Raw genomic sequence first — 23,140 nt, 5'->3', positions numbered from 1 at the left:
CTTGAGCTCAGTTCAACCCTTACAATAATGCTAAGAGAGATCATGATGAATTTACCCGTAATGAAGCTTTCCGCTTTCACACTCGGTCTTGCACTGTCTGCCAGCGCATTGGCTGGTAACCCACCCGGCGGCAACCCTCCAGGCGATCTGCCGGTAGACTCGGGTTTTCCCGCAGTAAGTGATTTTGCAGCGGACGGCCCTTTTGCTACCACCGCCAGCAGTGAAGGTCCCAGCTGCCGGATCTCGCGCCCGCGCACACTCGGAGAAGACAGCCTCAAGCATCCGATCATCATCTGGGGTAACGGTACGGGCGGCGGCGCAACAACCTATGCCGGTCTGCATGAGCACTGGGCAAGCCATGGCTTCGTTGTCGCAGCGGCTACCACAGCCAACGCAGGTAGCGGTGAGGAAATGCTTGCCTGTCTCGACTACCTGGTGCAGCAGAACGGCCGGAGCAGCGGCACCTACGCTGGCAAGCTCGATCTGAACCGGGTAGGCGCATCTGGTCATTCCCAGGGCGGCGGCGGCACCATCATGGCTGGCCAGGATCCTCGCATCACTACCACTGCGCCCTTCCAGCCGTACGTACTTGGCCTGGGTCATGTATCGTCCTCGCAGCGCAACCAGAACGGCCCGATGTTCCTGATGACCGGTAGCGACGATACACTGGCAGGCTCTGCATTAAATGGTCGCCCCGTCTTCCGCAATGCTAACGTCCCGGTATTCTGGGGCGAGTTGCAGGGTGTAAGCCACTTTGAACCTGTCGGCGACGCAGGTGGATACCGCGGTCCGTCGACTGCCTGGTACCGCTATCAGCTAATGGGCGATCAAAACGCTGCCGGCGTCTTTGAAGGCTCCGACTGCACGTTGTGCACCTCACGCGACTGGGAAGTTCAGAAGAAAGATTTCAACTGATATCAGGCTCTGCAGAGCCACAACCCAGCGTGACCGAGAACCGGCTATCATTCGATAGCCGGTTTTTCTTTCCGCTTTCCCGACCTTGTCCAGCCTCGCTGCTCCCGGTAGCAAAAAGCAGCCCTCAGCGGTGACCTCCAAGTCTGACCCAGACTGTCCGCCCAGCAGACATATCCATGTTCCGGTTAAAGGGGAATACAAATTCCGTCTCGCTTATCGCTAGAACACGAAGCTCGTATTTGTCCGCAGACCGCACAACAAAACAAGCGAAGCCCGATCTGCTACCTGCTCCAGGTGCGGGACACTTCTATTCTTGGTATCAGCCTTGCTACTATAGGTGTCAACAATGACAATCACGTGATCAAATAGGCAGTCGATATGAGCAAGCCCAACACCCCACTGGCCCTGGCACTCTCGCAGCGTAAATCAGATGAACGCGCGACACCGTTGAGCGCCTTTCGCATGGCCAGGCGATGGTGGCTGGAGGGCCGCCGACTGAATCTATCCTTGCTGGCAGAAGAGCTGGATATCGGTCGCGCGACGCTGATGCGCTGGGTCGGCAATAAAGACCTGTTGATGGGCGAGATACTCTGGTCGCTCTACAAGGAGATTTACGACGAGTCGATCGAGCGCGCCCAGGCGGACCCCAAACTCACGGGGATCGACTTTCTATCCCAGATCTATAACGACATCAACGTCGCGCTGATCGAAGCCAAGCCGTTGCACAACTTTCTGCATTCCGAGCCCCAATGGGGGCTGCAGCTACTCACTTCGAACATTGCCGGCTTGCAGAATCGCCTGATCGAAACCTGGCGAAAATTGTTCGAACACGAAATAGAGGCCGGCAGGATAAACCCGGAAATGGACCCCGAAAGCCTGGCCTACTTCATTATCCGTATCGGTGAGAGCGCTATTTACTGCGATCTTATTTGCGGCCGCACGCCTGATGCGAAACAGGCCGACACTGCCTTTCGGCTGCTGGTGAATGGTCATAGCCGCTAGGGTTGATCGACCTAGCTCCGGCGTAATGGCCAATCCAGAATAAAGGCCGCGCCTTCCAGCGTTGTGGAGCGTTCAACCCGAGCGCTTCCCTGATGCCAGTAAATAATCCTGCGCACGATAGCCAACCCAAGCCCGTAACCGCCGGATGAGCGAGTGCGGCTATCATCCAGACGCAGAAATGGCGTAAAGATCTGTTCCCGGAATTCTTCAGGAATACCCGGGCCGTCATCTTCCACCATGATGATGCAGCGCTCGTATTGCACCTGGGTGGTGACCAGCACGCGACTCTTCGCATAGCGCATCGCATTGTTGACCAGATTGGCGACGGCGCGCTGCAGATAGCGCGATTCGGCTTCGACGTACCGCGCCCTGCCCATCGAATGATCATCGTGGCGGACCTCGAGCTGCTGATTCAGCGGAGCCAGTTCGCTGACCACCTGCTCGACCATTGCCGGTACATTGGTGCGTTTGAATGTCAGCTCGGGCGCACCCTGATCCAGCCGCGCATATACCAGTATTTCGTCTACCAGCCCATCCAGCTCGTTCAGATCGGCGTCCATCCCCTCCACATACTTTCGCCGATCCTCTGGCTTCACCGCGGTATCGACCATTTCCAGGCCGAACCGCAACCGCGCCACGGGGGTGCGCAACTCATGGGACACCGCGCCAATCATCTCCTGTTGGATGCGCATGAGACGCTGGAGGTGTGTCGCCATACGGTTGAATGCCCGTGCCAGACGGCCCACCGCATCGTTTCCCCTGGCGTCGACGCGAGCGTTCAGGTTGCCCGCGCTGATATGCGCCGCCGCAGACTCCAGCGTCAACAAGCGTCTTTCCAGCTGCCGGACCAAGAGATAGATAAGCAAACCGCATAGCGCCAGCATTAACATGCCAGTGACCAGAAGCAGCCCTGCCGGGTATTCGTTCATTTGATACAACGGACCCAGACTCAGAATCCACTGGGTATCCGGGATTTTCAGGTAGAGCAGCACCGAGTCGCCGTCGGGCCCGAGGGTCATTACAGTATCGCTTTCCTCCAACCGGCGACGTTGGTCGGCATCCAGATCGGCTTCGCGGATCGGCGTCAGGCGCAGCGGATACCCAAAGCCCTTGTCGCCCCTGAGCTGTTGCAACCGACCCGGCATATCTCCTTCTGGGTGACGAACCAGTTCATCGGCCACCAGAAACAGCGTCGCCCTGCCTAGCTGCTCGGAAATCCGGTGGATGGCCGCGGTTAACACAACACCTTCATCGACGCTCACCATGGCATAAATACGCAAACGCGGATTGCTCGATGGCTTTACCAGCACGCGGCCCTTGAGCAACCGGGACCAGGTGCTGGCCTCAAGATTGAGGTTGTCGAGGTGCTTGAGCTCAAGGGGTACTCCAATCAGTCTGGTCCATGCCGCCAGCGCACGCAGCCGTTCGGCCTCGTCCATTTCTTCAAGGTTGTCGGCCATCAGCCGGAACGTACCCGTGGCAATGCGCTCGCGATATTCATCAGAGCGCATATCGTTGACGAACCAGATGGCCGCCAACCCCAGTAGCAGCACAGTAATCAGCACCGCCAGGATGCCGCCATATACCCGAAAAAAAATGGAGTTCACGTGTCGGCCGGCTCAGGCGCGACAAACAGATATCCCTTGCTGCGAACGGTTTTTATAATCCGCGGCTGATCCGGATCATCGCCGATCTTGGGACGTATTCTTGAGATGCGGACATCAATCGAGCGGTCCTGCCCGTCATATCCGATGCCGCGCAGCGCGACAAAAGTTTCCTCTCGGCTCAGCACCCGCCCAGCGTTGCTCGCTAACAGCCAAAGCAGATCAAACTCGGCACCGGTGAGGTCAATCAGCTCAGATCCAAGCCAGGCTTCGCGACGCGTGCTGTCGACAATCAGAGCACCGAATTGCAGCCTGCTCGGTGGCTGACTGACTTGCTGCTCGACGTCACCCCGACGGCGCAGTAACGCGCGGATCCGGGCCAGCAAGACCTGTGGCCGTACCGGCTTGTTTACAAAATCATCCGCGCCAAGCTCCAGCCCCTGAATGTGGTCCTTATCATCACTGCGAGCAGTCAGCATGAGGATCGGTCGGGTGTAACCGGCGTCACGCAAACGCTTGCAGATGGACAGACCATCTTCTCCCGGCAGCATCAAATCCAGCACAACCAGATCAGGCACATGCTTGAGCACACGCTCGACCGCCTTGCTGCCGTCCGGCTCTATTGCTGTCTGCAGTCCTTGAGCGCTGAGAAAATCGGCAATCAGCGAAGCAAGCTTCAAGTCATCCTCGACAATCAGAATGCGTTCATTTTCGTCCACGTGTTCCCCCGGTCGCGTTCTAGGCCAGCGCGGCATTGTAGCATCAGCGCGATGCCGTCCAGCACCGGTCAGACCATCCTTCCAAAACACAACATATTGTAAGTCGCGCAAGCATGTCGAGCTTCACCTGACAGCACAACTGAGCCGCCAAGGCCCGCTCTGCGTCCCAGCATATTTTTCCAACCGAAACTTGCGCCAGAGATATAACCACACTATCTTGTGTCACCTAGATCAATAATCACTACATATACATATAAACACCTAAACCCAGATTGCACAGAAGCTGAGCTTTAACAGCGTTCACTCGTATCTGGAAGCCCGATCGCCATCGCAGACCGGACCGACAACACCACTACATATAGTGATACACAGGAGCACGCATATGCAGCCCTCACCGGCCACCCACACGAATCTTTCAACCGATGCACCGGGGGTCGAAAGCGAACATGACAAGGATCTGTTGGTTACGGCGCCGGGAGCCCTGCGGGTAATCAAGCGTAACGGCGCGCTGGTCAGCTATACCGATGACAAGATCAAGGTCGCCATCACCAAAGCCTTCCTCGGCGTTGAGGGAAGCCAGGCCGCTGCTTCAAGTCGCATTCATAACGTGGTCGATACGCTGACAGAAACCATTACCGCGACGTTCTGGCGACGCATGCCCTCCGGCGGCACCCTGCATATCGAAGATATACAGGATCAGGTAGAGCTTGCGTTGATGCGTTCAGGCGAGCAGAAAGTCGCCCGCGCCTATGTGCTGTACCGTGAAGAACATGCCCGCCAGCGTCAGGCGCGGCAGGGTAATGAACCGGTAGAGGCGCATCCGAGCATTCGCGTCACGCTGGAAGACGGCACCCAGCAGCCGCTGGATCTGGGGCGTTTGCGCATATTGATCACCGAAGCCTGCGAAGGTCTGGCCGAAGTCGACGCCGCGCTGATCGAACGCGAAACCCTGAAAAACCTGTACGACGGCGTCACCGCAAGCGATGTGAGCACCGCCCTGGTAATGACCGCCCGCACGCTGGTGGAACGCGAGCCGAACTATAGCCAGGTGACAGCGCGCCTGCTGATGGACAGTTTGCGCGCCGAAGCGCTTGGCTTTCTCGGTGTGGCCAACAGCGCCACTCATCACCAGATGGCCGAGCTGTATGCCAGAGCCCTGCCCGTCTACGTCAGCACCGGCGCTGAACTGGAACTGCTGGATCCGCGCCTGAAAGACTTTGATCTGGATGCCCTCGGCGACGCCATCAATCATGAGCGCGATCAGCAATTCACCTACCTGGGCCTGCAGACACTTTACGACCGCTACTTCATCCACAAGGACGGCGTGCGCTTCGAGCTGCCACAGATATTCTTCATGCGCGTCGCCATGGGTCTGGCAATAGAGGAAAAGGACCGCACGGCTCGCACCATCGAGTTCTACAACCTGCTCTCGCGTTTCGACTATATGGCGTCCACGCCGACGCTGTTCAATGCCGGCACCCTGCGCCCGCAGCTTTCCAGCTGCTACCTGACAACCGTCCCCGACGAGCTATCCGGCATTTATCACGCCATTCATGACAATGCCATGCTCAGCAAATTTGCTGGCGGCCTGGGTAATGACTGGACCAACGTGCGCGCGCTAGGGGCTTACATCAAGGGCACCAATGGCAAATCCCAGGGTGTTGTGCCGTTCCTCAAGGTGGTTAACGACACCGCCGTGGCGGTAAACCAGGGCGGCAAACGCAAGGGTGCGGTCTGCGCCTATCTGGAAACCTGGCATCTGGATATCGAGGAGTTCCTTGAGCTGCGCAAGAACACCGGTGACGACCGCCGCCGCACCCATGATATGAATACTGCCAACTGGATCCCTGATCTGTTCATGAAGCGCGTATTCGACGACGGCCAATGGACCTTATTCTCCCCCTCCGATACGCCCGATCTGCATGACCTGACCGGCAAGGCCTTTGAACAGCGCTACACGCACTACGAAACACTGACCGAGCAAGGCAAACTCAAACTGCACAAGACCATTCAGGCCCGCGACCTCTGGCGCAAGATGCTCAGCATGCTGTTCGAAACCGGCCACCCCTGGTTCACCTTCAAGGACGCCTGCAATCTGCGCAGCCCGCAACAGCACGTCGGCGTCGTGCACAGTTCCAACCTGTGCACCGAGATCACGCTGAACACCTCAGCCGATGAGATCGCCGTGTGTAATCTGGGCTCGGTCAACCTGCCGAACCACATGACAGACGGTAAGCTGAATACCGCCAAGCTGGCTGCTACGGTCAAGACCGCCGTACGCATGCTGGATAACGTCATCGATATCAACTACTACTCGGTGCCGCAGGCGAAAAACTCCAACCTCAAGCACCGCCCGGTCGGCCTTGGCATTATGGGCTTTCAGGATGCGCTCTATGTGCAGCAAACGCCTTACGGTTCGGACGCTGCCGTCGCCTTTGCCGACCAGTCCATGGAGGCGCTCAGTTACTACGCCATTCAAGCCTCGTGCGATCTGGCCGAAGAGCGCGGCAGCTACGCCAGCTTCGACGGCTCACTGTGGAGCCAGGGCATTTTGCCGCTGGACTCGCTGGACATTCTCACCGAGCAGCGCGGCGCCCAATATATCGATGTCGACCGCAGCCAGACCCTGGACTGGGAGCCGCTGCGCGAGCGTGTGAAACAAGGCATGCGCAACTCCAACATCATGGCCATCGCGCCGACTGCCACCATCGCCAATATCACTGGCGTGTCACAGTCCATCGAGCCGACTTACCAGAATTTGTACGTCAAATCGAACCTGTCCGGCGAGTTCACCGTGATCAATCCCTACCTGGTCCGCGACCTCAAGGCTCGCAACCTCTGGGACCCGGTCATGGTCAACGACCTGAAGTTTTATGACGGCTCGGTGCAGCAGATCGACCGCATTCCCGCCGACATTAAAGCGCTCTACGCCACCGCTTTTGAAGTGGATACCAAGTGGATCGTTGAAGCCGCCAGCCGCCGCCAGAAATGGATCGACCAGGCTCAATCGCTCAACCTGTATATCGCCGGTGCCTCTGGCAAGAAGCTCGACACGACCTACCGCATGGCCTGGTACCGCGGCCTGAAAACGACCTATTACCTGCGTGCGATGGCTGCTACCAGCACCGAGAAATCCACGGTGGAGACTGGCAAACTCAACGCAGTGTCGTCCGGCCCAGCACCGGTCCCCAAAGCCTGCTCCATTGACGAACCAGATTGCGAGGCTTGCCAGTAAACAGATCAGCGCTATCAGCCCTGGGGGTATAAGCACATGCGCGCCGCCAGGTCTGCGGCTGGAACAAATCCTGTCGGCGCGCCGGCGCACGCCAACCCCAGGAAAACCGGCGCATCCGAACGCGGCCCAGCTGCCCCCCGGGGGTGTAGTGCACCTGCGCTACGCCATGCGGTAGCGAACACGCCAAGCAGTGCCCAAGCGCACCATTCAATGACACAACAGAACAGGAGCTAACCCATGCTCAACTGGGACGACCAAGACAACGAACACACCAGCGCCGCGCCGCTGGAAGCATCGAATTCAACCTCGACAACAGCGATCACAGACCGCGCCCGCCGCGTTGCCAGCGAGGACTCGAACGCCGTCGCCCGTGCCAAGGCGGCTCTGGACGAGCTCGATATTCAGGAGGGTCTGGAAGATCTTCAAGGCTCCGCTGCAAGGGTCAACGTCGACGCCAAGCGCATGATCAATTGCCGCGCAGACCTCAATCAGCTTGTCCCTTTCAAATATGACTGGGCCTGGCAGAAATACCTCGACGGCTGTTCCAACCACTGGATGCCGCAGGAAGTAAACATGACTGCCGACATCGCCCTGTGGAAAAACCCCGAGGGCCTGACTGATGACGAGCGCCGCATCGTCAAGCGCAACCTGGGCTTCTTCTCCACTGCCGACTCCCTGGTCGCCAACAATCTGGTGCTGGCTGTATACCGGCTGATCACCAACCCCGAGTGCCGCCAATACCTGCTGCGCCAGTCCTTCGAAGAGGCAATCCACACCCACGCCTACCAGTACTGCGTCGAGTCATTGGGGATGGATGAAGGCGAGATTTTCAACATGTACCACGAGATTCCCAGCGTCGCGAAGAAAGCCGCCTGGGGCCTCACGTACACTCGCTCCATCTCCGATCCGACCTTCGAGACCGGCACCCTGGAAACCGACCGGGAACTGCTGCGCAACCTGATCGCATTCTATTGTGTACTGGAAGGCATCTTCTTTTACTGCGGCTTCAGCCAGATCCTGTCCATGGGCCGCCGCAACAAGATGACCGGCGTCGCCGAACAGTTCCAGTACATTCTGCGTGACGAATCCATGCACCTGAACTTCGGCATCGACGTTATCAACCAGATCAAGATCGAAAACCCGCACCTGTGGGATGCCACTATGCAGGACGAAGCCGCGCAGATGATTCTGCAAGGCACCCAACTGGAAATCGAGTACGCCCGCGACACCATGCCCCGCGGCGTCCTTGGTATGAACGCGGTGATGATGGAGGACTACCTCAAATACATTGCTAACCGCCGCCTGACCCAGATCGGCCTGAAAGAAGAATACCCAGGCACCACCAACCCCTTCCCGTGGATGAGCGAAATCATGGACCTGAAAAAGGAGAAGAACTTCTTTGAAACGCGAGTGATTGAATACCAGACCGGCGGGGCCTTGAGCTGGGATTGAGACACCGGTGAAGCCGGGGCGTCCTACGGGCGCCTTCGCGGCGGCGGTTCGGCGTTCCGATTGCCCCAGACTCGCACTTCCCCGGAGAAAGCTCTCACTAGCAGGAGGTACCACGAACTCTGAGGCACCGGGTCATAGTTTGGGTCTTCCGGAGCCTGCCTAGCCTTGCGTAGCAGGTGTTTTTATCGTGCCCCCCGCTCGTTCACGCTTCACGCAGACGAATATCGCGTTCCCGGATGCTCCTTCCCAGGGAAGGATCGTCTCGTAATCATGCTCAAACACCTGAACATCGAAATACGGCTGCAAAAGCTCAATCAGTTCGCTGAAACTCACAGCCACCATACTGTGCTCGTCCTGCCATACATGGCTTTCATCCGCGGCCGTTCTTTCAACGCGGAGCTTCAACGACTGCTGCTCGCCGACTCCCGAATAGTGCCAGCCGGAGCTAAAGCTGAATAACCCATCAGCGCGCGCAGCCGTGTGCGATACACGCGAGTTGTTGTCGATCATGCGCTTGTCGACAGCGTTGAAGCAAAACAGCCCACCTGTCACCAGCGCTGCATGCACACTGGCGATGCACGACTGCAGCCTCTCAATCCCGGCACTGTAATGAATGGAATACAGGAAACAGGTAATCAGGTCGACCGGCTGGTTCAGCGTGAAGCCACACATGTCCTGTACAGAAAAGTTAGCCTCCGGGCAGCGAATCAGCGCCAGGTCCAACATGGGCTGATTGATGTCCAGCCCACTGCTCTGATAGCCCGCATCGAGCAGATGCCGCACATGCGGCCCGGTCCCGCAGGCCAGATCGAGATGCGTCTTTCCAGCGTTACCGAATAACCGATGCAGCCGCTGAACACCTTGGCTCTGAGCCCTGTAGTCAATATCCGCACACATTAAATCGTAGTAACCCGACAGATCGGTATAGATGGCGTTTCTGGGCATGGTGGCCTGATGCATGAGGCAGCGTATTGGGGCGCGAATCATATCCCGGCCTCACGCTAAGCGCCCGCACATTGTGCGGTCCAAACCAATGTCGTATGGCTTATGCCGCCGGCTGTTTCCCAGCGCGACAGACAAGATAAACAATCCCAGCAACAACAAGCGCAACAGCCGCAACAACGTCTGCCATCACCACCCTGCGGATCGGCTCATTGAACTCCCCCACGGACCACGCAAACCACTGATGCATAACGATTTGCTCAGTTCCATCGCGCGCCCATCAGAACGAGAACCCATCGAGCCTTCGCACGACTGAGCAGACGACGCCCAGCCAACAAAAAAGGAACCCGAGACGCGCAAAATTCTCTGCTGCTATATGCCCCAGCGAAAAGAGGAGTCGCGAAATGAAACTGACCTATGTCTGTGCCGTCATCGGTTGCCTGCCCGCAGTCGCCCTGGGTTCACCGGAGATACTGCTGGATAAGGAGCTCAATGAACTGGATATCCGAGCCTGGGTTATTGAACCGCAGGAGACCTCTGCCCCGGCAACATCGGATAACCTGAAACACCTGCGCCTGACCAACAATCACAGCAGCGCGGTGCAATGCTCGCTCAGGCCTGAGCCGGCAGAGGACTCATGGACCTTCTTTCCCGACGCGACTATCCAGCCGGGCGAGGACGCCGAGTTACCGATTGGCGGCGACTATTCCACCGAAACCATCCGCGTGAAATTGATCTGTGACGACGAAGACTTGCTTTAGCTTCTACGAATCCCAGAGCAGATAGACAGAGCCGGGCTGCACCCTCTGTTTCAGAACCTGTTGGCACCACTGGCAAACGCAGCGGTCAATCAAATATACCCGCCTGATGTGTAGACAGGGAAATGACCCATGCCCGATTCCGCGTTGCAAGCAGACCTGCCTCGCGACTTACGCTACGTCGACGACACCCAGCCCGGCATCAGCCGCAAGAAATACCGCGGCACGTTCAGGTATTTCGATGCCAAGGGTGTGCGCATTACCGAGCCCGATGAAATCAAGCGCCTCGATTCGCTGGCCGTGCCGCCCGCCTACACTGAGGTGTGGATCTGCGCCGACCCGCGCGGCCATCTGCAAGCCACCGGCCGCGATGCCCGCGGGCGCAAGCAATACCGCTATCACCCACGCTGGCGCGAGGTGCGCGACGCCGACAAATACTCACGCCTGCAAGCGTTCGGCAAGACCCTGCCCAAACTGCGCAAGCAACTGGAAGCGCAAATCGCGGAGCCAGGTTTTACCCGCGAAAAGGTACTGGCCACAGTGGTCATGCTGCTGGATGCCACGCTGATCCGCGTCGGCAACACGCAGTACGCCCGGGACAATAAATCCTACGGACTCACCACCCTGCGCACCCGCCATGTCGACATCAAAGGCAGCGCAATCAAGTTCCAGTTTCGGGGCAAGAGCGGCGTGGAACACCAGGTCAGCGTGAAAGATCGGCGCCTGGCCAGGGTGGTCAAACGCTGCCAGGAACTGCCGGGGCAAGACCTGTTTCAATACCTGGACGAAGACGGCGAGCGCCATACTGTCAGTTCCGCCGACGTTAACGACTACCTGCACAGCCTCACCGGGGCCGACTTTACCGCTAAGGATTACCGCACCTGGGCCGGTACCGCGATGGCGTTGGCCGTGCTACGGGAGCTGGAATGGCAGCCCGAATCGCATGCGAAACGGCATGTAGTGGCTGTCGTCAAAGACGTTGCCAAGCAGCTGGGCAACACCCCTGCGGTGTGCCGCAAATGTTATATCCACCCAGCCGTACTGGAGCATTTCAGCCTGGGTGAACTGACCAAGCTGCCCAAGCCGCGCGTGCGCAAGGGGTTGAAAGCCGAGGAAGTAGCGCTGGCGATGTTTCTCGAACGACTGGCCGCCGACATGCCGGAAAAAGCCAAGGCGAGTTAGCCTCCCCTCGTTTGGCCGCTGAATGGTCGCCAGGGTGAATCACACGGCTGGGTTCGCACTGGACATGGCATAGTGTCAGCCCGTGCCCCCCATGAACAACAACAGGAGCCCCTGTGTCCACCAGCGTGCAAATGAGCGGTATTCACCTCAGTTACCCCACAGAGTCAGGCACCGTTGCGGTGCTCGACAACGCCTCGCTCACCGTTCCACCCGGCGAGTCACTGGCGATTACCGGCCCCTCCGGCAGTGGCAAGACCTCGCTTCTGCTGTTGCTCTCCGGTCTCGAACGACCTGATCAGGGCGAGATACGGGTAGGCAGCCAGCGCCTGGGCGACATGGACTCCAATGCGCTGGCCGACTGGCGCAGTGAGCATCTGGGGATCATCTTTCAATCATTTCATTTGCTGCCGGGGCTCAGCGCACTGGGGAACGTCAGCCTGCCGCTGGAGATTGCCGGCCAGGCCAATGCCCGCGAGCGCGCACTGGCCATGCTCGAAGCTGTTGGGCTGAGCCATCGCCTGCAGCACTACCCCACCCAGCTTTCCGGTGGCGAACAGCAGCGTGTGGCTATTGCGCGCGCACTGGTGCATCAGCCGAGCCTGCTGCTGGGCGACGAGCCAACCGGCAACCTGGACCAGATAACCGGTGAAAAGGTGCTGACGCTACTGTTCGACCTGCACAGGCAAAGCAAATCCACCCTGGTGCTGGTAACCCACGACGAGCGAGTAGCCGAGCGCTGCCAGCACCGGGTCAGAATGGATGCAGGGCGTCTGCATGCGCTCTGAAGCCTCTAACAAAGCGCTGTGGATGCTCCGATTCGCGGTTTCCGATCTGCGCTCGCGCATCTCCGTGCTCAAGATCTTTCTGGCCTGCCTGATACTCGGCGTCACGCTGGTGGCGGCTACAGCCAGTCTCTACCGGGTGATCGAGCAGAGCCTGCTGGCGGATACCCGTGCCCTCCTGGGCGGCGATGTCGAGCTGGATTCCAGCGAGCCCCTGCCCGATGATGTGCTCGAATGGCTCCGGACCAGCGGTACCATCTCGCTGGTGCGCCAGCTCGACACCATGGTCACTGACGCAAATGGCGAGAACTTCTTCAGGGCCGCGATACTGGTCCCCGATGCAGCCTACCCGTTGTACGGCAAGTTACAGCTGATGCCAGACCAACCCCTGGCCGCGGCGACTGCACAACAGGACGCGCTCTGGGGCGCAGTGGTCGATCCCCTTCTGGCTGAACGCCTGGGTCAGACCATTGGCGATCAGATCCAGATTGGCGCGGCGACATTTCGCATCAGCGGCCTGATTCAGACGCAGCCCGATCGCAGCCTGAATGCCAACTGGCGCGGCTTGCCGATCATTATTTCCGACGAGGCGCTGCAGGCCGCTGAGCTGATACAACCAGGCAGCCGCATCGACTATGAATATCGGGTGCAGACCGACCGCGACCTGGCTCTCTGGCTGGATGAATTCGAGCAGGCCTTTCCCGATACCCGCTGGGATATCACCACCTTTGCCGAGCGCAGCGAACGTTTGGCCGAACGGCTGGACCAGATTGCCACGGCGCTGATTCTGATCGCCTTTACCACCCTGTTCATCGGCGGCCTCGGTGTCGCCAACAGCATCCACGCCTACCTGGATGAGAAGCTCGGCACCATAGCCACGCTGCAAACGCTGGGTCTGCGGCGCGGGCCGTTGGTGCGCATTTATCTATTGCAGATCGGCATACTCGGCAGCCTTGCCGGCCTCATCGGCGGCGCCATCGGGTTGGGGTTGTCTGCGGTAGCCCTGAGCCTGGCCGGCGATGCCTTCGCGGTATCCGAATCGAGCGGCGCCAGCCAGTGGATAAAAATGTGGCTCCTGCCATTGCTCCTGAGCTGGCTGTTTGCAGTGCTGACCGCCTACGTCTTCGCGCTACCGGCCTTGGCCAGAGCCCTTGCTGCATCACCGGCCGGGCTGTTCAGAGGCAAAGTCCAGGCCGCCAGCCATGAACCTCGTATTTGGCGCATAGCCAGCTATATCCTCCTGGCTGTGTACATCGGGGCCCTACTGCTTTGGCTGCCTTCTTCTCAGCTCGGCTTTCTGTTCCTGCTCGCGCTGGTCGTGCTCTGGGGCTTGCTGGAAGGTCTGATCAAGGGTCTACGACACGCTGCCAAGGCGCTGGAAAACGGCGGCTTTGCCGATCGCAATTTCGCCCGGCGGCTGGCTCTGGCCAATCTGCACCGCCCGGATTCGCCGTTGCGGGCAACGCTACTTTCGCTGGGTACGGCGCTGACACTGGTCGTCGCTTGCACTCTGCTCGTCAGTACCCTGCTGCGCGCGCTGGAATCCACCATACCGGCCGAAGCTCCCGCCCTGATCCTGTACGACGTTCTGCCTGATCAGACTGACGGGCTCCAGGCTGATCTCGAATCGCTCGACTCTTCCAGCCAGACCGAGTTACTGCCTCTGGTACGTGCGCGCTTGGCGACCATCAACCAGGAGCCAATCGCCGAGGCGCTAGCGGACAACTCGCAAGCCAGACGCGAAGCCATGGGTGATGAATACAAACTCAGCTACCTGTCCGGCAACCCGGAAGATCTGGAGCTGATAGCAGGCGACTGGTGGACGATACCTGCGCCGGAGGGCGAGCCCGCCTTTATGGCCATGGAGGATCGCGAAGCCAACGAACTCGGACTGACCGTTGGCGACCAGGTGGCATTTCTGGTCGAAGGCCAGACCATAGTCGCAGAAATCAAAGCCCTCTATCGGCAGAAAGGTCTGCAAACCCGGTTCTGGTTTGAAGGCGTACTGCAAGATGGCGCACTGGATGCGCTGATCGGCCGTTACGTCGGCGTGGTCTACCAGAGCGACCCGGCCGCAAAACAATCCCAACAATGGCTGGCCAGGAACATACCGAACGTAATGACGCTGCGCACCGCCGACTGGCTCGAAACCGCAGGAGACTTGCTTGGCAAGGCCACCGCTGGCCTTGCCGCCGTCGCTCTGGTCAGTCTGACTGCAAGCTTGCTGGTACTGTCCAGCGTGGTCAGTGTCAGCCGCAAGCGCCAGCTTTATGAAGCCAACCTGCTGCATTGCCTCGGCGCCCGGCACCGGGCGATTCGCCTCGCCATGCTGCTGGAAACAGGATTGCTTACCTTCACTTCGACCCTGTTCGCTACCGCCCTCGGCGCGCTGATTGCCCTACCACTGGCGGCCACGCTGCTCAAGCTGCCAGCAGGTGATTTATGGTGGCTCGGAGCGCTGGTGGCGGGCGCGGTCAGTTCGCTTGCGCTATTGGGTGGGCTGCTGCCAACGCTAAGGGCGTTGCAGATGAATCAGGCGATGTTGTTGCGGGAGGGTTGAGCGACTCATACCACAAGCCAAACAGCGCGGTTACGACAAACGAGGTGCGCCAGCCTGGCTCGTGAGTATCCAACGGGTACTCACGAGCTAGACTGCCTCAGAACCAGAGATCAAACAGTCAGGTCCCGACGGCCTGGGACAGGAGCGTTGTTATGTCACCACCCCCGAGCGCCTGGATCCGCTTTCTCGCCCATTTGCTGTTCATCCTCGCCGCCTGGACGCTGTTCATCAAATACCTGTTTCCGATTGGCTATGCTGTGGCCTACGGAGAGCCCTGGGCGCGCTATATCTATTGGGATCTGTGGCCACTGGCCCACATCTGGCTGGGTTGGGCGCTATTGGCGCGGCCTCGTTATACGCGTGTCCTGGCCGTTGGCATGTCTCTCATCGAAATCCTCATCATCTGCACCCTGTTCGTCCGTTTTCTCGCCGACCCGGAGTGGTCGATCTGGCGCACCAACTGGTTTGTTAATAAGGTGTTCGTGCTGACATGCTTTGTTCTGGTGTTGGCTTCCACGGTGCCGATTCATAAAAACATGAAGGAGCGGCCGCTATGAACCATCGCATCACGCGCAGACAAGGCCTCAAGCTCATCGGCGCGACGCTGGCCGCCATGCTGCTGCCGTCGATACGCCTTTACGCCAACACTGGCGGGCCGCGGCAGACGCTCCCGGTCATCGGCCTGGGTACCTGGCGCACCTTCAACGTCGGCAGCGATCCGAAGTTGCTTGATGCCCGCACTGAGGTGGTAAAGGCGTTCTTCGAGCACGGCGGCGGCCTAATTGATTCCTCGCCCATGTACGGTTCGGCGCCGGACGTGATGGGCTATGCGTTACAGCAGCTCGGCACGCCCGAGAGTCTGTTTTCTGCAGAGAAGGTCTGGAGCCCGGCCGGGGGATCGGCCCGCGAGCAGGTAGCCGAACTGCAGGACCGCTGGAACCTGGAACACTTCGATCTGGTGCAGGTACATAACCTGACCGACTGGCGCGAGCACCTGGCAGCGCTCAAGGAGATGAAAGCCGAGGGCGCAATCGGGCATATCGGCATTACCACCTCCCACGGGCGCCGCCATCGAGAGATCGAACAGATCATGACCTCGGAGGACATCGATTTCGTTCAGCTCACCTACAACATCACCCAGCGCGAGGCCGAAGATAGGCTGCTGCCCCTGGCAGAAGAACGCGGCATCGGCGTGATCGCCAACCGGCCTTACAATGGCGGCAGTCTGATCAAGAACCTCAAGCGCCGTAACGAGCCACTGCCCGAGTGGGCGCAAGTAGAATGCGGCTGCAGCACCTGGGGAGACTTTCTGCTGAAGTTTATCGTCAGCCACCCGGCGATAACCTGCGCCATCCCCGCGACCACCCAGGTCGAACATCTGCAGGAAAACATGCGCGCCGGTCATGATCCCATGCCCTCCCCTGACGCCCGGCAGCGCATGGCAGCCTATATCGAGTCGCTATGAACGACTGGGCGAGCTACCGACTGCAGGACTTCATTCCCTTCACGGCGGATGTCTACCTCCGCCTGCTTGAACGCATGGGCGAGACCTTCTGGCCGCTGCACCTGCTGACCCTGGCGCTGGGCGCAGCCGCGCTTGTGCTTGCATTTAAAGGCCACACACGGCTCGCCTGCCTGCTGCCCGCCCCGCTCTGGGCCTTCGTCGCCATCGCGTTCTTTATGCAGCGCTATGCAGAACTCAACTGGGCTGGGGGCTATGTTGGCTACGCGTTCATCGCCCAGGCCGTGCTACTGGCACTGATTGGGCTGACCGGGTTTGGCCTGGATACAACACCGCGCCGCACAAGCCCACCGGTCGTCATCGGCGCAGCAATTACCCTGTTCGGCCTGGTCATCCTGCCGCTAATGGCGCTGCTCACCGGCAGTTCCTGGTACCAGGCGCAAGTGTTCGGCATCCACGCCGATCCCACCGCCATCACCACCTTGGGCCTGGCGCTGATCCTGCTACGCAGTTTGGCGCTCTGGATTGCAGCCGTCATCCCGGCGCTCTGGATGCTGGTCTCCGGTCTCACGTTGCAGGTGCTGAATACGTCCGGGGCCGGTGCGTTGTTCGCCATTCTGGCAATCGCATTACTCGGTGTCGTCTGGAAGAGCATTGAGTCCTGTTCGGCCCACCACAGCGGATAACTGTTAATCTGAGCGGCTGCGAAGTGTCAGATTAGAAGAGAGCCCCGATGTCCCAGAATGCAAACCGCCCGAACATGGTGCTTACCGTACTGTGTGGCACCCTTACGTCCCTGGTTGTGATCGGGTTCGCCCGGCTGGCGTTTGGCATCATCCTGCCAGCGATGCGCGCAGACCTTGGCTTGTCCTACCAGCAGGCCGGGATTCTCAGCACCGTTACCGCCCTGTGTTATGTGTCCTTCGTGCTGGCCGGGGGCCTGGCGGCTGCTCGCTGGGGCGCCAAGGCCTCGGTCATGTTTGGCATGCTCACGGTATCCGTGGGGTTCCTGGGTCTGTCGATGGCCGCGAACTTCTGGCTGGTGATGTTCCTGATGGGGTTACTGGGGTTTGGGACCGCCTTTGCGTTTGCGCCCATGGTGGCGCTGCTAGCGACCTGGTTTCCCGATAAGCGTGGGCTGGTGATCGGCTGCATGACCAGCGGCGTAGGTGTCGGCATTCTGGTGTCCGGTGTCCTGGTGCCCTTCTTATTCAACCTATTCGGCGAGCAGGGTTGGCGGGTCAGCTGGGGCGTGTTTGCCGGCGCAGCGCTGCTCGTGGCGACACTGATCGGCCTGTTCGTTCGCAATCCGCCAAAGGCCACCGCCAGCCCTACTGGCAGCCTGCCCTCGGATGACAAGTGGCGGATCTACCGCAACCCCCGCATCCTGATCGTGGCCACCACCTACGGCATCATCGGCCTGGGCTATATCGTCCAGACGGTGTTCATGATCAGTTTCATGGTCGAAAGCGGGCACAGCGAAGCCATCGCAGGACGCTTCATGGCAATGATGGGCCTGATGTCCATCGCTGCCGGTCCGCTATGGGGATGGGTATCTGATTTCTGGGGCCGGGGCAACGCGCTGTCGATGTGCATCTTCCTGGTGATCGTGGGTATGGCGTTGCCCCTCATCGACCAATCACTGCCCTACTTCTTCGTCCATTATCTGGTGATGGGCGCTTCGGTCAACGGACTCTTTGCGATGATTCAGACCAGCGCTACGGATCAGGTCGCGCCCCGCTACATCCCTATCGCGTTCAGTTTCGCGACCCTGTTCTTTGCCTTCGGCCAATTCCTCGGCCCCGCCATCGCCGGCTGGCTGATCGAAACCACCGGCGGCTTCACCGCCGCGTTCAGCTTCACCTTCGTGGTGTTGTCGGTGGGCTTTGTCCTGACGCTATTGATCCGCCGCTTTCCCAAGGAGTGGGCGGTTGGGGAGCCGAAGACGGAGCCGGTGCAGCCTCCTGAAGGCGCGGGAACAATTAGATGAGCAAGGAGCCCCGTCTCCAGCGGGGCGTAACTGAGCGGTATGTTCACTGCAGGCACGTTAGACAACCCATAGTCGGCATTAAAATGCCGAATTCGCGCAGAATAAGGCCAATTACAGATTTATATTGCCGATTAAACCCGCATGACCTAGATTAGTCAGCATCTTAATGCCGATTGAGTTCGCCGTAATGTTCGAAGCGCTAACCATACAAACCTTTGTAAACGGCCAATGGCACGACGCCCTGGATCTGAGCATCTCAGGTACGCAAGCTGTTGCGGAGACCCGCGTAACGACTTCGTATAAGACAACATATCTGCATGATTTCTTTGACGTGATAGATAGCGTTTTCGAACATGCCGTCAGCGTGAACTTGCCGGTCAACTGGAGCCCTGAGGATACCAGAGGCTTCCCAGCCTTCATTCTCGACATCATACCTGCTGGTCATGCGAGGAAGTCACTGATCAAGCGATTTAATGATGAAAAGCCCCCAGAGATAGATCTTGATCTGTTTCTACTGGGGAGATGTACGCCATCGCCCATCGGCAACCTACGTATCAAAGAGTCCGTTGAGGCTCTTGAGGACACCGGGGCTGAAGCCTTCGCTCGCCAGGAAGTGGTTGAGCGTACCAATGATTTTCTTGAGTACGCTTACGAGGCTGGGGCTGCACTGGGTGGCGCGACTGGCGCTCAGGGTGAAGCACCAAAGCTATTGCTGACCGAGGGGCGTGACGGAAAGCTTTACGCTGATGCCATGCTTGATGATTCTCGCGTGCAATCACACGCATTAGTTAAGTTCGCTCGGAACAAGGTGACGGAGAACGACAAGAACATTCTTCGCGCTGAGTACCAGTACTACAAAGCGGTGTCGCGTCTGGGCTTGAATACCGTTTCGACTCATGGTTTGAGTCTGGAAGAAGCCGAAAGGCCCAGTCTTTGGATGCCACGGTTTGACCGCATCGTGAATGGAGGGAGCGTCGAGCGTCTCGCGGTTGAATCCGTCTACTCCTTACTCGGTAACACAGAGCCTGGATCGAGACTCAAGCATGAGGTTGTGTTGTCGAAGCTGATTGAGTTGTGGTGCTTAAGCGGGCAAGCCGATGAGGTGCCAGAGCTGATCTTTGAATACATACGTCGAGACCTGCTCAACCGAATTCTGGGCAACAGCGACAACCACGGTCGTAACACATCCATATTCCGGTACAGGGAAAAGTTTGATCTGGCCCCGATCTATGACCTGGCCCCGATGGTATTGGATGCAGATGGCGTAACCAGGGCGACAAAATGGGAAGCCGAAAAGAAAGGGAGCCCAAGGTGGCGTGAAATTTGTGCCGGCTTCCCGGATTGGTATGCCCCGGATTATCTGTATGAGCGTATCCGTGGCGCTGCCAATGAGTTCCGAGCGCTGCCGGATTTGCTCGTAGATATGCCCCTGGATATTCGTCAGTCAAAGGCTATCCCAGTGAATAATCTGGACTCGAATTTTGAGTTATGGGAGCTGCTATGAAAGCCACGACCGGAGAACTGCGTAAACAACTGATCGAAGAGATCATTCAGCTGCACACTGATGGTGAATTAACCCTCGGCATGGCTATTCGCAGGCTTCGTTTGGAGGTTACTGGTTTCGATCAGGAAACCTTTGCTCAAATGTGCGGCATGTCCACCAGAGCGCTGTATCAGTTGGAAACAGACAAAGGTAATCCGACGTTGAGTACCGTCGATTCGATATTGCGTAAGTTTGGGCTACGGATGGGGCTCATGGCTGCGATGCCTGCACACAGAAGGCGCGTTATTGCTGGCGAACGCAGCAGCGTATCTCAAATTGTTAAAGGTGAGGTCGTAAATCGCAAGGTCACCCACGCCATTTCAAGGGGGGCGAAGCCTAAAGGGACAGCGGGGAACAGACCTGCAGTTGGCACGTCGCGCAAAATCGCCAAAAAAGAGGCTCAAAAAGATGGGCCAACCAGCGAGGACGATGTCAGTCAGTAGTTGCGCGTAACGTTATCGAGGGGCCCGCTCCTGGCTCGCAAGGCGCCGCGCCCTCTATCCCTCGCATCAAAAACACCCCATTCACTTTACCAGGTCGGCCCTCCACAATTCAGGGTTTGCTGGCTTGGCGAATCCGAACGAGGCCGGCAACCCAAACGCGCTCCTGGGGGTGTAGCGCGCCTGCGCTACGCCGATACTCGTCTTCACCTTGGACATCCCGCACACCGCTAGCTTCGGCCATCAATCGTCCTGCAGAGCCTCTGCAATGAGCTGCAGTGACATCAGCCGCTTCTCCGGATCGAAGATATCGCACACGATCATCAGTTCGTCCGCTCCGGTGTCCTTGATGAGCTGTTGAAGGCCGCGGCGGACGCTTTCTCGGCTGCCAACGACGCTGCAGCTGAGCATCTGCCCCGCCTGAGCCTTTTCTTGCGGCGTCCAGTAGGTCTCGATATCCTTGATCGGTGGCTGCATCAGGCCGCGCGTCCCGCGAAACAGGTCGGTGAACGACATCTGCTGTGAAGTAGCAAGATAACGCGCTTCTTCATCCGTCTCGGCTGCGATCACGTTGACCCCGACCAGCGCGTAGGGCTTGTCCGCCTGCGCCGATGGTTTGAAGGTCGAACGATAAACATCCAATGCCTGGTGAAGCGCCTGGGGTGCGAAATGCGATGCGAAGCCATAAGGCAGCCCCAGGGACGCCGCCAACTGCGCACCGAACAGGCTGGAGCCCAGAATCCAGAGCGGCACGTTGGTGTCCACGCCAGGGATAGCCTCGATGCGCCGTCCGGCCTTCCTGGGTCCAAGAAACCCCTGTAGCTCCAGAACGTCCTGGGGGAAATTCTCGGCGTTGGCCGGATTCCGGCGCAAGGCCCGCAACGTCATCTGGTCGGTCCCCGGCGCACGGCCCAGCCCGAGATCGATGCGTCCGGGAAACAGGGTTTCCAGGGTGCCAAACTGCTCGGCGATCACATAGGGAGCATGATTGGGCAACATGATGCCGCCAGCGCCCACGCGGATACTGCTGGTCCCGGCGGCAATGTGGGCAATGACGACCGAGGTGGCCGCCGTCGTCACGCCAGGCATATTGTGGTGCTCGGCCACCCAGATGCGGCGGTAGCCCAGACGCTCAGCGTGCTGAGCCAGGGTGCGAGCCTCGTTGAGTGCGGTACGTGGGTCTGCCCCTTGACGCACACGCCCAAGTTCAAGAATAGAAAGCGGGATCATGGAACGGTTTCCTTTGATAAAAAAGTCGCCTGCGGGCAGGCGAGCTGTAAGACTGGGATTCAAGGCAACTGGATAAGCACAGCACAACCAGCCACGCGGGCCGTATAGGGCTAATCCTTGTCCAGGCGGATGGTAGAGTCCACCGAAAAGTTGGAGTCGTTCAATTCGTTCACCTTTTTGCCCAAGAGGCGACGGTGCAGGAACGAAATGCCCTGTCGGGTACGCCAGGACGTAGGTGTCAATGTGCTCCCGGCATGATCGCTTTTGATAATAAAGTCTCGAGTGGCGCTAATCGGCCGGGGTTCCGGGCCATACAGAGCGATAATCTGGACACTCAGAGATTCCAATTGTATGTCGCCCTCGGGGCAATAGCCCCGCATCGGGATGCCGGCATGCCGCGCCAGGCGGTTGACGATGCTCTGAAACGTACCGATATGCATATACTCACCCGAGAGGAGTGGGCCCTGTCGAGTATTCTCACGAACGTTCTCGGGCGTCACCGATACAGCTTTCCGATTGCCCTCTTCATCCTCACGCTCCTCAGTAGCGGACTGTTCGAAATCCGTGACATCCATTGTGATATAGCCCGCCGAGGTTTTGAGAGTAGCGAGAAGATACTCCACATAGATCGCCTCCTTGCTCATGTTGCTGATGATGCACAGCCCGTCCAGATCCTTTTGCCTGCCGCGGTTGATGATCACCCGGGGCGTGCGCTGCCGGCGAAAGCCGAAATACAGCAAATGGGCGTATATCAGCCAGATAAGCATCGTAGCGATGTTGACGCCGATCTGGATTACCGTCTGGTTTGCTTCGATCAACTCAACCATGGGCTAAACGAAAACTCCTCGATTAACAAATGTCGGGCAGGATGCCGTGCGCGTATGACAATGAATATTGTGATTTCGTGCACATTTCAAGCACGATGTTATCGGCTTGGGCTGTCCGCTAGCTGGTGATGGGCGCTTCGGTCAACTGACTGTTTGCGAGATTCAGACCAGCGCTACGGATCAGGTGGCGCCCCGCTACATTCCCATCGCGTTCAGTTTTGGGACACCGTTCTTTGCCTTCGGCCAATTCCTCGGCCCTGCCATTGCCGGCTGGCTGATCGAAACCACCGGCGGCTTCACCGCCGCGTTCAGCTTCACCTTCGCGGTGTTGTCGGTGGGCTTTGTCTTGACGCTATTGATCCGTCGTCTTCCTAAAGAGTGAGCGGTTGGGGAGCCGAAGGGGGTGCCGGTTCGAACTTCTGAAGGGCCGGGACCGCTAGATGAGGGTGGGATTGCTAACTTTCATCTCCACACCGCTCGACACCGTTCGCTATCGC

20 protein-coding genes are annotated in these 23,140 nt (G+C 58.7%); 15 read left to right on the top strand and 5 right to left on the bottom strand.

Going from position 1 to position 23,140, the window contains the following annotated elements; all coding sequences use genetic code 11:
* Nucleotides 1-42: 42 nt before the first annotated feature.
* Together G3M63_RS12605 and G3M63_RS12600 are read left to right on the top strand one after the other, a co-directional pair.
* Nucleotides 43-915, top strand: coding sequence for an alpha/beta hydrolase (locus tag G3M63_RS12605; protein WP_256669812.1), 873 nt, complete (start codon nucleotides 43-45; stop codon nucleotides 913-915).
* A gap of 378 nt (nucleotides 916-1,293) precedes the next feature.
* Entirely contained in the window at nucleotides 1,294-1,917 is a 624-nt protein-coding gene (locus G3M63_RS12600) for a QsdR family transcriptional regulator (protein ID WP_163983357.1), read from the top strand.
* A gap of 11 nt (nucleotides 1,918-1,928) precedes the next feature.
* Here G3M63_RS12600 and G3M63_RS12595 read toward each other — a convergent pair whose 3' ends face one another.
* Together G3M63_RS12595 and G3M63_RS12590 are read right to left on the bottom strand one after the other, a co-directional pair.
* The gene (locus G3M63_RS12595; RefSeq protein ID WP_163983356.1) at nucleotides 1,929-3,524 is read right to left on the bottom strand and encodes an ATP-binding protein; all 1,596 of its coding nucleotides are present in this window, start codon (nucleotides 3,522-3,524) and stop codon (nucleotides 1,929-1,931) included.
* Entirely contained in the window at nucleotides 3,521-4,276 is a 756-nt protein-coding gene (locus tag G3M63_RS12590) for a response regulator (RefSeq protein ID WP_163983355.1), read from the bottom strand. Before G3M63_RS12590 ends, G3M63_RS12595 begins: the two co-directional genes overlap by 4 nt.
* Before the next feature lie 346 nt (nucleotides 4,277-4,622).
* Here G3M63_RS12590 and G3M63_RS12585 point away from each other — a divergent pair, with 346 nt between their 5' ends.
* Nucleotides 4,623-7,475 carry a ribonucleoside-diphosphate reductase subunit alpha gene (locus G3M63_RS12585; RefSeq protein WP_163983354.1) on the top strand — a complete coding sequence of 951 codons (2,853 nt, stop codon included), beginning with the start codon at nucleotides 4,623-4,625 and terminating at the stop codon, nucleotides 7,473-7,475.
* Nucleotides 7,476-7,712: 237 nt separating this feature from the next.
* A complete protein-coding gene (locus G3M63_RS12580; protein ID WP_163983353.1) occupies nucleotides 7,713-8,927 on the top strand; it encodes a ribonucleotide-diphosphate reductase subunit beta in 1,215 nt (404 codons plus the stop codon).
* Between the two features lie 159 nt (nucleotides 8,928-9,086).
* On the opposite strand, the gene G3M63_RS12575 is transcribed toward G3M63_RS12580, so the two are convergent.
* Nucleotides 9,087-9,872 (bottom strand): class I SAM-dependent methyltransferase, encoded by a 786-nt coding sequence (locus G3M63_RS12575; protein ID WP_163984266.1) that lies wholly within the window; start codon nucleotides 9,870-9,872, stop codon nucleotides 9,087-9,089.
* A 401-nt stretch (nucleotides 9,873-10,273) separates the two neighbouring features.
* Between G3M63_RS12575 and G3M63_RS12570 the strand changes: the two genes are divergently transcribed.
* From G3M63_RS12570 to G3M63_RS12525, 10 genes are all read left to right on the top strand, one after another.
* Nucleotides 10,274-10,630 (top strand): hypothetical protein, encoded by a 357-nt coding sequence (locus tag G3M63_RS12570; protein WP_163983352.1) that lies wholly within the window; start codon nucleotides 10,274-10,276, stop codon nucleotides 10,628-10,630.
* Between the two features lie 129 nt (nucleotides 10,631-10,759).
* Nucleotides 10,760-11,809 (top strand): DNA topoisomerase IB, encoded by a 1,050-nt coding sequence (locus G3M63_RS12565; protein ID WP_163983351.1) that lies wholly within the window; start codon nucleotides 10,760-10,762, stop codon nucleotides 11,807-11,809.
* A gap of 131 nt (nucleotides 11,810-11,940) precedes the next feature.
* Nucleotides 11,941-12,594, top strand: a complete 654-nt coding sequence (locus G3M63_RS12560; RefSeq protein WP_163984265.1) for an ABC transporter ATP-binding protein — start codon at nucleotides 11,941-11,943, stop codon at nucleotides 12,592-12,594.
* A gap of 22 nt (nucleotides 12,595-12,616) precedes the next feature.
* On the top strand, nucleotides 12,617-15,151 hold the full coding sequence (locus tag G3M63_RS12555) for an ABC transporter permease (protein WP_218573603.1): 2,535 nt from the start codon (nucleotides 12,617-12,619) through the stop codon (nucleotides 15,149-15,151).
* A gap of 152 nt (nucleotides 15,152-15,303) precedes the next feature.
* The gene (locus G3M63_RS12550) at nucleotides 15,304-15,708 is read left to right on the top strand and encodes a hypothetical protein (protein ID WP_163983349.1); all 405 of its coding nucleotides are present in this window, start codon (nucleotides 15,304-15,306) and stop codon (nucleotides 15,706-15,708) included.
* Nucleotides 15,705-16,616 carry an aldo/keto reductase gene (locus G3M63_RS12545; protein ID WP_163983348.1) on the top strand — a complete coding sequence of 304 codons (912 nt, stop codon included), beginning with the start codon at nucleotides 15,705-15,707 and terminating at the stop codon, nucleotides 16,614-16,616. Before G3M63_RS12550 ends, G3M63_RS12545 begins: the two co-directional genes overlap by 4 nt.
* Nucleotides 16,613-17,299 (top strand): DUF6064 family protein, encoded by a 687-nt coding sequence (locus G3M63_RS12540; protein ID WP_163983347.1) that lies wholly within the window; start codon nucleotides 16,613-16,615, stop codon nucleotides 17,297-17,299. Before G3M63_RS12545 ends, G3M63_RS12540 begins: the two co-directional genes overlap by 4 nt.
* Nucleotides 17,300-17,346: 47 nt before the next feature.
* Complete coding sequence (locus G3M63_RS12535; RefSeq protein ID WP_163983346.1) at nucleotides 17,347-18,603, top strand: MFS transporter; 1,257 nt, start codon at nucleotides 17,347-17,349, stop codon at nucleotides 18,601-18,603.
* A gap of 187 nt (nucleotides 18,604-18,790) precedes the next feature.
* Nucleotides 18,791-20,107, top strand: coding sequence for a type II toxin-antitoxin system HipA family toxin (locus tag G3M63_RS12530; RefSeq protein WP_163983345.1), 1,317 nt, complete (start codon nucleotides 18,791-18,793; stop codon nucleotides 20,105-20,107).
* On the top strand, nucleotides 20,104-20,589 hold the full coding sequence (locus G3M63_RS12525) for a helix-turn-helix domain-containing protein (protein WP_256669810.1): 486 nt from the start codon (nucleotides 20,104-20,106) through the stop codon (nucleotides 20,587-20,589). The genes G3M63_RS12530 and G3M63_RS12525 overlap by 4 nt, the downstream gene beginning before the upstream one ends.
* 240 nt (nucleotides 20,590-20,829) lie before the next feature.
* Here G3M63_RS12525 and G3M63_RS12520 read toward each other — a convergent pair whose 3' ends face one another.
* Nucleotides 20,830-21,816, bottom strand: a complete 987-nt coding sequence (locus G3M63_RS12520) for an LLM class flavin-dependent oxidoreductase (RefSeq protein WP_163983343.1) — start codon at nucleotides 21,814-21,816, stop codon at nucleotides 20,830-20,832.
* Nucleotides 21,817-21,926: 110 nt separating this feature from the next.
* On the bottom strand, nucleotides 21,927-22,643 hold the full coding sequence (locus tag G3M63_RS12515) for a hypothetical protein (protein ID WP_163983342.1): 717 nt from the start codon (nucleotides 22,641-22,643) through the stop codon (nucleotides 21,927-21,929).
* Nucleotides 22,644-22,749: 106 nt separating this feature from the next.
* On the opposite strand from G3M63_RS12515, the gene G3M63_RS12510 reads away from it, so the two are divergent.
* A complete protein-coding gene (locus G3M63_RS12510; protein WP_371923456.1) occupies nucleotides 22,750-23,025 on the top strand; it encodes a YbfB/YjiJ family MFS transporter in 276 nt (91 codons plus the stop codon).
* Nucleotides 23,026-23,140: the final 115 nt, after the last annotated feature.

Source organism: Pseudomonas sp. OIL-1 (genome assembly GCF_010669185.1).
Taxonomy (GTDB): domain Bacteria; phylum Pseudomonadota; class Gammaproteobacteria; order Pseudomonadales; family Pseudomonadaceae; genus Halopseudomonas; species Halopseudomonas profundi.
The sequence above is the reverse complement of the archived record's forward strand: the minus strand, read 5'-3'. Positions and strand labels throughout refer to the sequence as shown.

Coding starts and splice junctions, on each gene's coding strand:
- G3M63_RS12520 (WP_163983343.1), bottom strand. CDS start 21,816: ATGATCCCGCTTTCTATTCTTGAACTTGGGCGTGTGCGTCAAGGGGCA.
- G3M63_RS12560 (WP_163984265.1), top strand. CDS start 11,941: ATGAGCGGTATTCACCTCAGTTACCCCACAGAGTCAGGCACCGTTGCG.
- G3M63_RS12515 (WP_163983342.1), bottom strand. CDS start 22,643: ATGGTTGAGTTGATCGAAGCAAACCAGACGGTAATCCAGATCGGCGTC.
- G3M63_RS12550 (WP_163983349.1), top strand. CDS start 15,304: ATGTCACCACCCCCGAGCGCCTGGATCCGCTTTCTCGCCCATTTGCTG.
- G3M63_RS12605 (WP_256669812.1), top strand. CDS start 43: ATGATGAATTTACCCGTAATGAAGCTTTCCGCTTTCACACTCGGTCTT.
- G3M63_RS12575 (WP_163984266.1), bottom strand. CDS start 9,872: ATGCCCAGAAACGCCATCTATACCGATCTGTCGGGTTACTACGATTTA.
- G3M63_RS12590 (WP_163983355.1), bottom strand. CDS start 4,276: ATGCCGCGCTGGCCTAGAACGCGACCGGGGGAACACGTGGACGAAAAT.
- G3M63_RS12535 (WP_163983346.1), top strand. CDS start 17,347: ATGTCCCAGAATGCAAACCGCCCGAACATGGTGCTTACCGTACTGTGT.
- G3M63_RS12540 (WP_163983347.1), top strand. CDS start 16,613: ATGAACGACTGGGCGAGCTACCGACTGCAGGACTTCATTCCCTTCACG.
- G3M63_RS12565 (WP_163983351.1), top strand. CDS start 10,760: ATGCCCGATTCCGCGTTGCAAGCAGACCTGCCTCGCGACTTACGCTAC.
- G3M63_RS12580 (WP_163983353.1), top strand. CDS start 7,713: ATGCTCAACTGGGACGACCAAGACAACGAACACACCAGCGCCGCGCCG.
- G3M63_RS12600 (WP_163983357.1), top strand. CDS start 1,294: ATGAGCAAGCCCAACACCCCACTGGCCCTGGCACTCTCGCAGCGTAAA.
- G3M63_RS12545 (WP_163983348.1), top strand. CDS start 15,705: ATGAACCATCGCATCACGCGCAGACAAGGCCTCAAGCTCATCGGCGCG.
- G3M63_RS12525 (WP_256669810.1), top strand. CDS start 20,104: ATGAAAGCCACGACCGGAGAACTGCGTAAACAACTGATCGAAGAGATC.
- G3M63_RS12570 (WP_163983352.1), top strand. CDS start 10,274: ATGAAACTGACCTATGTCTGTGCCGTCATCGGTTGCCTGCCCGCAGTC.
- G3M63_RS12585 (WP_163983354.1), top strand. CDS start 4,623: ATGCAGCCCTCACCGGCCACCCACACGAATCTTTCAACCGATGCACCG.
- G3M63_RS12530 (WP_163983345.1), top strand. CDS start 18,791: ATGTTCGAAGCGCTAACCATACAAACCTTTGTAAACGGCCAATGGCAC.
- G3M63_RS12555 (WP_218573603.1), top strand. CDS start 12,617: ATGCTCCGATTCGCGGTTTCCGATCTGCGCTCGCGCATCTCCGTGCTC.